This is a genomic window from Helicobacter canis (genome assembly GCF_008693005.1).
GTDB lineage: Bacteria > Campylobacterota > Campylobacteria > Campylobacterales > Helicobacteraceae > Helicobacter_B > Helicobacter_B canis.
Genome location: NZ_VXKE01000021.1, coordinates 302,368 through 315,768, shown reverse-complemented (window position 1 = coordinate 315,768; position 13,401 = coordinate 302,368). Strand labels below are relative to the sequence as shown.

The window sequence follows — 13,401 nt, the reverse complement described above, 5'->3', positions numbered from 1 at the left end:
ATTTCTCCTTTACTAGATTCTAGCTATCGCTTATAAAAGGGTGCTGGCTTTGATGGCTTGGGCTTGGTTGTATAGACAGGATTTGGATTGATCTGTAAATCTTGCTTTAAGATACGATAATTATCGCAGCCTTGCTGCAAGCCCGCATTACAAGTATAAGCGTAGAGATCAAGGGCATAGCTTGTATTTTGCGTAACACCTAGTCCCTTTTGATAAAGCACTCCTAAATTATTACAACTCTTCACATCAGCAGAATCACACGCCATTTTGAAGTATTTTGCCGCATAGGCATAGCTTAGTGGCACGCCCTCAAGTCCATTAGCATACATATACCCCAGATTTGCACAGCCCTTAATATCTCCGGCATTACAGGCGACATAGTTCAAATCTCCCTTTGACAAGGAGCTTTTATTTTTCCCATAAATGTTCTTAGTATTACTCATAAGCCCTAGGTTATAGCAGCCAAGATTGCTCCCGCCATTGCAGGCAAGCTTATAGTAGCGAATAGCCTTGAAAAAATCCTTGCCCACACCATCGCCATTGGCATACATAAAGCCCAGATTATTGCAAGCGATTGCATCGCCGCCTTGGCAAGCAGTCATATAAAACTGCACGGCTAGCTCTTTATCATCTTTGCTTGCGTTGGTTTTTTCATTGTAGAGCATAGCAAGATTTGTGCAAGAAGTTGGATCCCCAGCAGAGCAGCCCATCTCATAGTATCGTTGTGCTTTTTGAAGATTGACATCTACACCTTTACCCGTAACATACATTGTCCCAAGCCCAAAACAGCCCGAAGGATTCCCACCCTCACAGGACTTTTTAAATAGTCCAAAGGCTGTCGCTACATCGTTTTTTTTCATCGCATCTATGGCGGCTTTTAATTGAGCGGTTGGAATATCTGGCGATGTAAGCCTATCGCTTAGCGGGTATTGATGTGGCAGCAGATCAGAATCTTGCGGGATAGAAGTATTAAAACTAGGGTCATTTGGGTCTAGCGGCGCATTATCACTTGTGATTGCATTGCTGGCAAGATTTGGATTCTGCGAAGGTGGCGGGAGATTGTTGTCATTGTATTGCGCGCCACTTTGTGCTAGGGCATCTCTATCAAGACCATAAGTAAATCGCCCTTCTCCATCTGTTGCCAATACAGGCGATAAAGAAGCCATACAGCAAAACAATATAAAAGCAAAGATCTTTGTTTGGCAAGCTGGATTATTGAAACTCCATTTTTTCTCCACAATCCTTTTCATACTAAACACTCCATAAAGTCCTATTTACCAAAACAAATAAGCAAAATGCATTCCTAAAATATCACTACAAAGACAGAGAATAACTAAGAATATTTAAAGAGATAGTAAAAGCAGGTGGTGTCCTCGGCGGGATTCGAACCCACGACCTTACGATTAGGAATCGTACGCTCTATCCTGCTGAGCTACGGGGACAAACCCCATAGAATATGGGGATAGCGAAAACTATTTTTTCGCTACGAGATCTTTTAGGCTTTTGCCCGGTTTGAATTTTGGCACATATTTGTCAGCTGTCTTGTATGTCTTGTTGCTTCCGGGAACTTTGCCAGATTTACCCTTTTGCATAACAGCTTCAAATTTACCAAAACCAACAAGCTCAACGCTTTTTTTCTTGCTTAGTGCTTTTTCTACTGCCGCGATAAACGCATTTACAGCGATTTCTGCATCTTTTTTGCTTGGAAGTTTTCCTGCATCTTTTACAAGATCGACAAATTCTGCTTTATTCATGTGTGTCTCCTTAAGATATGAAATTTAAAGCGCGCTTATTGTAGCTACTTTGTGCCTTAAAATCAAGTATTTACGCCATTTTCATCATTTACCTTGCCAAACCAACGCCAATAAAGCTTGCGCAAATAAAGGACTAAGCTAGATCTTCTAAAAGCTGAAGCATTTGCTGCTTATAGGTCTCTAAATCTTTTTGCGAGGTCGCTTCAAAGCGCGTTACAAGCACGGGCGTAGTATTACTCGCACGCACAAGAGCCCAACCATTGTCAAATATCACACGAACGCCATCTATGGTGATAATCTCTTGTATGTGCGGGAAGCCTGCAGGTGGATTTAGTAGTGCCTGATGTAATGCAGCAATTTGTGTGAATTTTTTCTCTTCCGTTGTGTGAATCTTTTCTTCATCAGTGGAGTATAGCTTGGGTAGGGCATTGATCATTGACTCCATTTGACTAGGACTTGTCTCAATAAACAGCTCTAAAGCCCTAAGGGCTGCATAGAGCGCATCATCATAGCCGAAATATCTATCATTGAAAAATAAATGCCCGCTCATTTCAGCAGCTAGATGGGCATTGAGCTCTTTGAGCTTTGTTTTTAGATTGCTATGCCCAGTTTTATACATCACAGCTTGACCAATGCGATTGATCTCATCATACATCACTTGCGAGCATTTTACTTCGCCTATGACTACCGGACTAGCAATATGCTTTGCCATATCTTTAGCAAACAAAATAGCCATCTCATCGCCTTTATAGTGATGATTCTCACTCATCAAAGCTACCCTATCAGCATCACCATCAAAGGCTATGCCTATGGGGATTTGGTGTGATTTCATCGCAGCTTTTACATCAAGGAGATTTTTTTCTTCACTTGGGTCTGGGTGATGATTGGGGAATGTGCCATCAGGGGTTTCAAATAGACTAATATGCTTGATATTTAGAGCTTTTAGCACCGGCTCTAAGCCAATTGCGCCCACACCATTGCCATAATCAAACACCACTTCATAGGGAAAATCTTTAAGCTTGCTAAAATGCTTGATGAAAAAATCTTGATACTGCTGTAATGCAGGAAGCTCTATGGCTGCTTTGCTAGATGATTGATAGACAACATTACTGCTAGCAATTTCTCTGCCTAAGTGCTGGATTTGCTCGCCATAGAAAGGCTTTTGCGAGATGGTGATTTTGAAGCCATTGTATTGCGGTGGATTATGGCTACCTGTAATCATCACAGAGCTTTTTAGATTCTGGGTTTGAAAAGTTGCAAAATACGCCACAGGAGTAGGAATCATACCCATAAAAAACACTTCAACCCCACTTGCTAAAAACCCATCTTTTAGCCACTCATACAAAATAGGAGAATGTGTGCGTGCATCATAGCCTATGGCGATGCTCCCCTCCCCTGCTTCTAGCACCCTTCTCCCAAGCCCAAAGCCAATGGCAAACACGCTCTCTTTTGTTAGATTCTCTTCATAAATCCCGCGTATGTCATACTCTCGAAATATGCTCATATCCATACCAACTCCTTAAGTTACAAATCAAATGTTTATTATAAACGCAAGTAGCAAACCAACTTGCCAACCCCGCCCCTTTACCTAACTATCCGGGCTAGAATCTATCTTTTCTCTCTCACTCTCTTGTGGTGTAGAATCCTTGGTAGTTGATCCTTGCACACGCTCTTGGAGCAGCCCCCTTGCTTGCTCACAGAGCGTCTTCCACTCATTTTGCCCCTCGCTTTTAGCACATTTGTCAAAATACTTTAGTGCAGTTTGTGGGGAGTTTTGCATATTATACAAGCTGGCGATGTGATAGAGAAGCTGTGTAGAATCCTCTCTAGTAAGCGTGGTGGCAGACTCTAGTGGCAGCAAAATCGCTAAAGCCCTATCATAGTGCTTCATTTCACGCAAAACACCAGCGAGCGCAAACTCTGCATAAGGTGTAAATTCATCACTTTTTAATGCCTTTTGTAGCTCTAGAATCTTGCTTGCATAAACTTCTATGCTTGTCGTGTCTTTTTCATCAATAGCATAGCCTAAAAGCGTAGCATACACAGGGAGTATGCGCTCATCTTTAGCAAAGTGCTCCTGCAAAAACGGCAGAAGCTTCTTAGCTTCACTTTTAGATTCTAGGGCTTGCAAAATAGCAAAAAGTGTAAAGACAATATCATAATGACTTTTTTGAATAGTGGCTAGATTAAATGCATCGCGTGCGGCAAGTGAGCCGTTTTTGTATTCCCCAAGTTTATAGAGATTGTTTGCCACTCGATAGAGCCACTCTAAACGCTCAGCCTGTGTCTTGCTAGATTCTACCATATTGCTAGCGATCTGCTTGGCAGCCGTGTTGAGCCCCGCCGCATCTGCACAATCAAAGGCGAAGAGCTTTTCACTAGAATCTAAGTTATACACAGAAGTTTGGATAATGTAGCTAGTCGTTTGAGTGCAATCTTTTTGCGCGATAGCTTGCTTTAGCAAAGAGTCTAAAGCTTGCTGGCGATAAGGGCTAGATGTATCGTCTTTATAAAGAGCGAAGACTTCTTGGTATTTATGCTTTTGTAGCAGTATTTGGGCTGTGAGCTCTTTAGCCTTTGTAGCTTCTTGTGTGTTAGGATACTTATCAATGAGATAAATATAGTGCTTGAGCTTTTCCTCATCTCCACCTTGCACAGCAAACAAAATCGCATCATCTCTGTCTTGCACGACTTTGGCACGCTCTGGATAATCCTCACCAAATACTTGGAGATATTGCTGGTTTGCTTGGTGGGCTTTATCAAAGTCTTTTGCCTGTTGATAATAATCTCCAAGCGCAAACATTTTGTCCTCTTTGAAGCGTAGGTCTTGTGTATTATCGGCTAAATATTGGGTAATAGTAGCGACCATAGCATAATCACCAGCTTCAAGCAGAGCCGTGGTGAGCTCTTTTGTGATCTCTCCTGCTTCAAGGAAAAACTTGGGGTAATTGTTGAGCACTTTTGTGATTAGCTCTGTGGCATTTGGAGTGTTTTGCTGCTCGAGCTCAAAAATTGCCCACTCTATTGCAATCTCACTCGCACTTGGAATATCCTTCGCATCGATAAATGCTCGCTGGAAGTAGATTCTAGCTTGTGTGGGGGCATAAGTTCTAGCAAGGTTGGCAAGCTGCATTTGCGCCAATGGAGTAAATTTAGATTCTGGATACTCGCTATTGATACGCTTGTAATAATACTCAGCTTCACTTGGAATATTGTCTTTAATGTAGGCTTGCGCGAGGATATATAAAATCTCGGGCACATCGGGATCAGATGCAAAAGTGCGCACCCACTCTAGGGCTGATTCTATCAAAGCATCTTGCTCTTCAAGATCAAGCTTTGAGCTTGCAATAATCCTATCATAAGTAAGATCACGCCGAAAGACAGAGTTTGGATTCTGCTGTAAGGCTTCGTTGATGTCAGTAATAGCAGTGATATAGTCCTTGCGCGCCATAGCACTTTTGACAAGAGAGTAAATCTCAAAGTCCCTATTTTTCGTAGCTTTAAGTGGCTTGTTGTCTGTGTTTAGCTCAGGGATTGTTGGAGTTTGCTCCCCAAGGATTTTGACCGGAAAGTGCAAGCCCTGCTTAAAGCTCTCTTGAGAGAGAAAAGGAATAGTCTTTTTATACCCCACAATCTGCCATAGATGCGAGACATTATGCGGATATTTATCGATACTAAAATCCCCTTTAGGGTTTTTGGGGATAGCAAAAAGCTTTTGATGATACTTAGGATAAACATAGAGCCAAAAATCCCCATCGATCATTTTGTAAGTAACACGGAAAAAGCTGCTCTCTAGCCCCGGGAAGCCTCGATCAGGTATGCGCGCGATTTTACACTCAATCGAGAGTGCTTTGCCATAAGCATCAAGCACTTCACTGCAAGTAAAGGCAGAGTCATTTCGCAAGGTCAATACAGAGAAGTCCTCCCCTGCCTCTTTGCCAAAAGTCGTAGAAATCTCTAACGCACTTACACCAATACACGCTAGTAACCAGCAAGAGAAAAGTAGCTTCGCCAATTAGTAAGCCCCAATTACATATTTTTCTATAAAATCAAGCAAAAACTGCACTACAAAAATGCTAATACAGCACATAATGCCCATTATCCAAATGATTGTTTTAGACAAAGGATTGGCATTATAAGTAAAATCTGCAGTAGATAGGGTGCTTTGTGATGGGGGGAGTAAAAACATCGTAACAACAGGGCGCAGATAATAGAATACCGCGATAGCACTATTAAGCATCATTATGATCCCAAGATATAAATAATCCGCGCTAAATGCGCTCATTACTACAGCGACTTTGCCAAAGAATAGCCCAAAAGGCGGAATCCCAGCAAGCGAGATGAAAAATACCCCAGCAAGCAGAGCATAAGAGGGCAATGCACGCACAAGACCGCTAAAATGGTGGCACTCATAAGTATCATTTGATGTGTTGCGCACAAACCACAAGAGCCCAAATGCTCCAACATTACTAAACACAAACAAAAACCAATACAAATACAGCGCGCTAAGGCTCATTTGCGTGTTGATAAGAATACAAGCGAGCACAAACCCAGAATGCGCGATAGAACTAAAAGCAAGCATTCTTTTAATGTCTTTTTGCACCAAAGCAGCGATATTTGGCAGTGTAATTGAGAGCACGACAAGCACATAAAGCACATTATGCACCCAGACAAAATCAGCACTAATGCGGATAAACACGCTAAAGACGCTAATAGCCACAGCAAAGGCGGCGATTTTTGGGATAATGGACACAACCCCAGCGACAATGGCATTTGATCCTTGATAAACATCGGGCATCCACGAGTGGAATGGCACGGCAGAGATTTTAAATCCAATCGCCCCTATCATAAACACAAGCCCCATCATAATCGCAGCTAAAGAAATATACTCCCCAGCAAAAAGCGCATTTTGTAGGGCATTGAGATCAAATGTCGCACTAGCAAAATACCAGCACAGCACCCCAACAATGAAGAACACACTAGCAAGAACGCCTAAAACAAAATACTTCACACCAGCTTCTATTGCCCTAGGTTTGCCACTTAAGGCAATCAGCGCGACCAGCGACAATGACCCAATCTCAAGCCCTAGCAAAATCACAAGCAAATGCTGGCTTGACACCATAATGTCAAACCCGGCAATCATTAGCAAGTATAAGGGATAAAACTCCCCCACCCTAACAGAATACTCGCATTTATCCTGCGTTGTAAAAAAGAGTAAAATAAATGCGAGTGCGACAAACTCCATAGTTACTTGAGACAGAATTGTTATGCCACTAATGTGAATAAGCGAAAAAAATGTAGTGCCCAAAACAAGATGCAAGCTGCAAACTATGCTAAATCCCAAAAACACAGCACATAGCGCGACATTTACTCCACGAAATGCCACATCAAAACTCCGCACAAATACATTGGCAAGTAGCAGTAGCAAAGCCCCTGCAATAAGCACAAGGCTCGGTGATATGGCACTTAATGACAATTCAGCAAAATCCAAAGGAGGTAAAAGATCCATTACTATTCTCCAAGAAGAAGTGGGGTGGATTGTTGAGCGGGGCTAGATTCCAGCTGACTTGACTCTATCGCTTGAGTAGAATCCAACATCTCCGCGCTATATTCACCCATCAAATCAAACGACTTGATTTGATCAAGCGCACGATCCTGCTTGCTGGCAAGTGTAGTGAGCAGGATTTTTGATGAGCTTACTTGCGCACGCGCTGCCATAGTCTCTAGCACAGGTTTTACCCCAGAATCTATAAGTGTCAATAGTGGTTTGGGGTAGATTCCAAGCGCGATGATACAAGCAGAAAATATCCCCAAAACAAGCTTTTCTCGCCTATTAACATCGGTGAATTTTGCTAGCTTCTGCTCATCTGCCTCCTTGCCAAAAAACAATCGCTTATATAAACTAAGCATATACGCGGCTGATAAGATGATAGTAAGCCCACCAAGAAGCGCAATGAGTGGGTAAGTAGCAAATATACCAAGCAAGCTTAAAAACTCCCCTACAAACCCTATCGTCAAAGGGAGTCCAACATTTGCCATCACTACAACTCCAAATATCGCGCAAAACACTGGCGCAGCCCTAGCCACACCCTGTATAGAGCCTATCTCTCTAGATCCTGTGCGTGCGGCAAATATGCCAACTAACATAAAGAGTGCAGCTCCCACAATTCCGTGAGCAAACATCATAAACACCGCACCAGAAATACCAATAAGCGTGAAAGAAAAAATCCCAAGCACCACAACGCCCATATGAGAAATTGAGCTATAAGCAACCACTTGCTTCATATCTGTTTGCGCATAGGCTACCATCGCACCATAGATAATCATAACAAGCCCAAGCACCAAAATCCACAGACTAAGCTCAATGCTTGCATCTGGGAAAAGTGGGAGACAAAAACGCACAAGGGCATAAGTCCCCATTTTGAGCAAAAGTGCGGACAACACCACAGATCCTAGTGTAGGAGCATTCCCATAAGCGTGGGGCAGCCACGCGTGAAAGGGGATAATGGGGATCTTTACCGCAATGGCAATAAAAAATGCCAAAAATAACCATAGCTGGTAGCTAGCAGGCAGCGGCATAGCTAGCCAATCTGCTAGCTCAAAGCTAAATTGTTTAGAATGCAAGAAAAATAAAAATCCATAATACAAAATCCCAAGCAGCATAATTAGCGAAGCAAAAAATGTATAAAGAAAAAACTGCAGCGCGGCCCTAAGCTTCTCGCCACTACCCCACACGCCAATCATATAGAGAATCGGCAGTAAAGATAGCTCCCAAAATACATAAAACAGCACGACATTTTGCGCACTAAATACACCCATAAGAATAGATTCTAGGAGCAATAGACAAGCGACAAAATGGCTGGCAGGAGATTTGCCGTGTAAAAACAACACACTCAGTAAAATAACAATGGCATTAAGCAAAATCAATGCCAAAGAGATCCCATCAACTCCAATGTGATAGCTAATGCCAAAAGCAGGGATTAGCATAAGCAAATTTTCAAACTGCACACTAGAGCCACTGCTATCAAACCCAACCCATAGGGCAAGCACAAGGACAAGCTCAATGGTCGCGCAACTCACACCAAAAAATTTCGCCACCCTATCTTCTAGGGCAAACACAGCCAGTCCAGCAAGCAATGGGAAGAATATGATAATACTTAGCAAATACTCCATACACTACCTCCAAAACAACATAAATAAGCTGATTGTCAAGCTAATTAGCAGCAGCAAAATCCCAAAAACCATCAATCGTAGCGCACTGCTAAGGCTACCATTTTGTAAAAATGTGCAGAGTGCAGAGAGCCACATTACTAGCTTTCCTACTGCTTGCATACTTTTATCAAATACAAGAATCTCAACCTTTAGCCAAAGCATACGGCATAGCGCGCCAAATCCTTTGACAAACACTAGCTCATAAAGCTTTGGTATGTAGTATTGCTGCAACAAAAGCGTGTAGAAAATATTTCGACTTGGAGTATAGGTAAAACGCCTATATTTGAAAAACGCCACAATAATCCCAAAGCAAGAAGCCCCAAGTGCTATCCCAGCTAGGGATTCTGCGCTTAAATGACCATGTGGCATCTCAAATGCTAAGACATACTGCAAAGCTGATAGCACAGGATCATAAAGCATACCAGAAATGATAGCAAGCAAGGCTAAAGGCGTCATTGCATAAAGCATAAATGGCTTTGCCTCGTGGGGATGACTCACATCATAAGCCTCTTTAGATTTTGGCGAGAAAAAGACCAACATAAATAAACGGAAGCTATAAAATGCCGTTAAAAACGCGCCAAAGACAAGCGCACCCCAAAGGATCTTATACTCCGCATTAAAGCTAAACTCTAGAATCAAGTCTTTAGAAAAATACCCCGCAAATGGTGGTATGCCACATAGCGCAAGATTACCAATTAGCATAAAGATCATCGTGTATTTCAATGGGCGCGCAAGTCTCCCCATACGCATAACATCAAGCCCATCGTGCATAGCGTGCATTACATTACCTGCGCCAAGGAAGAGTAGAGACTTAAAAAACGCGTGGGTAAATAGATGAAAAAGTGCTATCCAATATGCCCCAAGTCCAGCTGCTACAAACATATATCCTAGTTGAGAGAGTGTGGAGTAGGCGATAATACGCTTTAAGTCTCTATTGACAAGTGCCATAGAAGCAGCAAATAGCGCGACAAATGCCCCAAGATAAGCGATCGCCTCACCAATATGTGGGATCTCCATATAAATAGGGTGGGCGCGCACAACGAGATAAACCCCGGCTGTTACCATCGTAGCAGCGTGGATAAGAGCTGATACAGGGGTTGGTCCTTCCATTGCATTTGCCAGCCAAGTATGGAGCGGGAACTGCGCAGATTTCCCCATAGCACCGATGAAAAGCAAAATCCCAATACAGCTAAGGATAATAGAAGAAGTCTTTGCCCCACTAGCAATGGCGTGAAAAATCTCTTGAAAATTTAATGTCCCAAATGTCCAAAAAAGTAGAAAAATCCCAAGAAGCATACCTAAATCCGCGATACGATTACTAATAAACGCCTCCATAGCGGCAAAATTTGCACTATGCTTGCGATACCAGAATCCAATGAGCAAATAAGAGCAAACCCCCACTCCCTCCCAGCCAACAAACAGCCCTAAGAAGTTATCACTTAGCACCAAAAACATCATAGAGAACACAAATCCACTAAGAAAGCTAAAATAGCGATTGAATCCTACATCATTCTCCATATAGCCAATAGAATAAATATGCACCAGTAGCGACACAAGCGTGATAACAACAATCATCACAGCACTAACCATATCTAAACTAAACCCAAAATCAACCCTAAAGCTCCCGCTCACTATCCAATCAAAAAGCGAGATAGAAAAGCTAACCCCTTGCAATGCACTAAAGCCAAGAACTACACTCGCAAGAAAAGCAATAAAAATACAAAAGCTATTAAACCAGCCAAGTGCTATAATCTTTTGTCGCGTGCTTAGCACTCCAGCAACGATAGTGCCAACTAGTGGGGCAAAGAGTGCCACTAGTAGTAATGTAGCAAATGTGCCAATATCTATAGAATCTATCCAGCCCATTTTCTATCCTTTCATTGTGCAAAGCGTATCAATATCAAGGCTCTTATGCTTGCGATACCACAGCAGCACAAGTCCTAGCCCAACTGCCACTTCACTTGCAGCAAGCGCGATGACAAAAAGCGCGAACATCTGTCCGCCCATATCATTAAACATTACTCCAACTGATACTAATGCGATATTTAAGGCATTTAGCATAATTTCACTTGAAAGAAATAGCATTAAAATATTTTTCCTACGCAGCATTCCAAACAATCCAATAGCAAAAAGCACGATGGACAGCAATAAAAAGTCGTATATACTCACATATGGGCTTAATTGCATAGTAATCATAGACAATCTCCTTGCTTAAGAGATGGAGTAGCTGCTGACTTAGTATCTTGCACTTCATCTCTCCCCTTAATACCAAGCGCAACTCCAGCGATAAGTGCCACCAAAAGCAGCACTCCAGCTATCTCAAATGCAATGAGATAGTGCCCAAACAATGCCTTCCCAACTGCAAAAGTATTAGGCTCGCCTACGATGATTTGCATATCTCTTTCTACGACAACTTGACGATATTCATAGATTGGCACGCTAAAGAGCACAACCAAAAGCAGCGCGATACACACAATCATAATACTTAAGCGTATGCCACCTTGATGCCGCTCTTTAATCTCACTCATCGTATCTACAAACATTAGCCCAAATGCATACATCACAACCACCGCGCCTGTATAAACAGCAATTTGCACCACGCCTAAAAACTCCGCCTCCAAGAGAAAAAAGAAGCTTGAGATAAAGATCATTCCGCTTGCAAGAGCAGTTAGGGCATAGAGAATATTGCTTGTGCTAACTACCACAAGAAAAGCCACAATACTCAACACCATAAAAAAATAAAATGCAATCGCTTCAAACATTACGCCTCTCCTTGTGCATTTTGCGATCTCTCTAAGGGCTGCGCGGTAGAATCTAACTTTGCCGCACTAGAATCTAGCGTAGCCTCACAGGGCTTATCCCACACAATAGGCGTGGGGCGTAGGGCTCTATCAGCTTGCGCACTTACGCTACCAAAGCCAGCAAACTCCAGCTGCGTGCAAGTTTTAGCTTCATCGATAGGGCGTAGGAGTTCGGGCTTCCCAGCATATTGCGCGCGCGCTAAGCTTGCATTCTCAAAGCGATCTCCCATAACAATGGCTAACTCTGGGCACACTTCTGCACAAAGTCCGCAGTAAATACATCGCCCAAGATTGATAGTATAGGAGTCGATCTTCTTGCGCTTATCATCACCTTTATGTGTGATTATGCGTATGCAATTACTCGTGCAGATTTTTTCGCAAAGCCCACAGCCTATGCAGCGTTCATTGCCAGACTCTAATAGCCTTTGCAAGCTATGCACGGCGCGGTATCGCGGAGAGAGTGGGATATATTCTTTAGGGTAATGTATCGTAACTTTTTTAGAAAAAAATTCTTTCAAAGTTAAAGCTAGCCCCTTGAACAAATCCAGCCCACAAGTCATCTTCACACTTTTGCAAAAGTGCTCATAAGTAGTCTTTGGCTCTTTGCGCTTAGGGATAGGGATATAGTTTTTCATTGCATTCTCCTAGAGCAAAATCACAACACTTGTGATAAGTAAATTCACAATAGCTAAAGGCATAAGCACTCTCCAGCACATTCCCATAAGCTGATCTGGGCGTATATGGGGGAAAGTCGCGCGCACCCACATCGCTAAGAAAACAAAAAAGCACACCTTTAGAATAATGGCAATCCCACCGGGGATAAACCATAGAGGCTGATACCCACCACAAAAGATAAGCGCGATCACAAAGCCAAAGGCAAAGAGATGAGCATATTCTGCTAGGAAAAACATCCCCCATTTTAAGCCGCTATACTCCGTGCAAAAACCCGCTACAATCTCAGCTTCGTGCTCAAGCAAGTCAAAAGGCGTGCGATTTAGCTCTGCATAGCTAGCTACAAGGAAAAGGACAAATGCTAAAGGCTGTTTAAACAAGAGCCAGTCAAACACCCCGCCTGCTTGATAATCGTTCATAGCTACAAGTGAAAGTGAGCCCACAAGCATAAGTGGGGGCAAAATGCTAAGCGTAGAGACCACTTCAAAACTAAGGAGCTGGATACACGCGCGCACTGCCCCAAGTAAAGAAAATTTCGAGTTTGATGAAAGCCCAGCGAGCAAAGGAGCGTAAATCCCCACTGCCCCAACCGCTAGGAAAAAGAGTAGCCCTACATTGATGTCAGAAATTATAGGCTGTATGGTTCTACCAAATATCTCAAACTCGCCAAAAAATGGTATCGGCGCCATCGCGACAAATGCGCTCATCATCGCAATCACAGGTGCTAGCATAAAGATAGCTTTATTGGCATTTTGTGGGCAGACATCTTCTTTAGTAAAGAGCTTAATCGCATCGGCTAGAAACTGCAACAACCCAAATGGTCCTACATAGCAAGGACCAAGTCTGCGCTGGAAATAGCCCAAAACTTTGCGCTCAATATATGTCCCAAACCCCCCTAAAAATGAAAATACAAGCACGACAACCAAAATCTTTATACAAGTTTCGATGACAAATTCACCCAT

10 protein-coding genes, 1 tRNA gene and 1 pseudogene are annotated in these 13,401 nt (G+C 42.7%); all 12 read right to left on the bottom strand.

Annotated elements, in window-relative coordinates; translation table 11 throughout:
• Positions 1–23: 23 nt before the first annotated feature.
• The 12 genes and pseudogenes from F4V45_RS09985 to nuoH all read right to left on the bottom strand — a co-directional run bounded on the left by F4V45_RS09985 (position 24) and on the right by nuoH (position 13,401).
• Positions 24–1,250, bottom strand: a complete 1,227-nt coding sequence (locus F4V45_RS09985; RefSeq protein WP_281292485.1) for a tetratricopeptide repeat protein — start codon at positions 1,248–1,250, stop codon at positions 24–26.
• Between the two features lie 115 nt (positions 1,251–1,365).
• A tRNA-Arg gene (locus F4V45_RS08530) sits at positions 1,366–1,442 on the bottom strand.
• Positions 1,443–1,472: 30 nt separating this feature from the next.
• A complete protein-coding gene (locus F4V45_RS08525) occupies positions 1,473–1,754 on the bottom strand; it encodes an HU family DNA-binding protein (RefSeq protein WP_023930753.1) in 282 nt (93 codons plus the stop codon).
• Between the two features lie 133 nt (positions 1,755–1,887).
• A complete protein-coding gene (locus F4V45_RS08520; protein WP_150337919.1) occupies positions 1,888–3,258 on the bottom strand; it encodes a phosphomannomutase/phosphoglucomutase in 1,371 nt (456 codons plus the stop codon).
• Positions 3,259–3,342: 84 nt separating this feature from the next.
• Positions 3,343–5,769, bottom strand: a complete 2,427-nt coding sequence (locus tag F4V45_RS08515) for a DUF7494 domain-containing protein (protein ID WP_150337888.1) — start codon at positions 5,767–5,769, stop codon at positions 3,343–3,345.
• Positions 5,770–7,263 (bottom strand): NADH-quinone oxidoreductase subunit N, encoded by a 1,494-nt coding sequence (locus F4V45_RS08510; RefSeq protein WP_150337887.1) that lies wholly within the window; start codon positions 7,261–7,263, stop codon positions 5,770–5,772.
• A 194-nt stretch (positions 7,264–7,457) separates the two neighbouring features.
• Positions 7,458–8,927 (bottom strand): annotated as a pseudogene (locus F4V45_RS08505) (NADH-quinone oxidoreductase subunit M); the annotation flags it as partial.
• Between the two features lie 3 nt (positions 8,928–8,930).
• The gene (nuoL, locus tag F4V45_RS08500; protein WP_150337885.1) at positions 8,931–10,832 is read right to left on the bottom strand and encodes an NADH-quinone oxidoreductase subunit L; all 1,902 of its coding nucleotides are present in this window, start codon (positions 10,830–10,832) and stop codon (positions 8,931–8,933) included.
• A gap of 3 nt (positions 10,833–10,835) precedes the next feature.
• The gene (gene nuoK / locus F4V45_RS08495; protein ID WP_150337918.1) at positions 10,836–11,153 is read right to left on the bottom strand and encodes an NADH-quinone oxidoreductase subunit NuoK; all 318 of its coding nucleotides are present in this window, start codon (positions 11,151–11,153) and stop codon (positions 10,836–10,838) included.
• Between the two features lie 5 nt (positions 11,154–11,158).
• Complete coding sequence (locus tag F4V45_RS08490; protein WP_150337884.1) at positions 11,159–11,728, bottom strand: NADH-quinone oxidoreductase subunit J; 570 nt, start codon at positions 11,726–11,728, stop codon at positions 11,159–11,161.
• Complete coding sequence (nuoI, locus tag F4V45_RS08485) at positions 11,728–12,402, bottom strand: NADH-quinone oxidoreductase subunit NuoI (protein ID WP_150337883.1); 675 nt, start codon at positions 12,400–12,402, stop codon at positions 11,728–11,730. The genes F4V45_RS08490 and nuoI overlap by 1 nt, the downstream gene beginning before the upstream one ends.
• 9 nt (positions 12,403–12,411) lie before the next feature.
• The gene (gene nuoH, locus F4V45_RS08480; protein ID WP_023930740.1) at positions 12,412–13,401 is read right to left on the bottom strand and encodes an NADH-quinone oxidoreductase subunit NuoH; all 990 of its coding nucleotides are present in this window, start codon (positions 13,399–13,401) and stop codon (positions 12,412–12,414) included.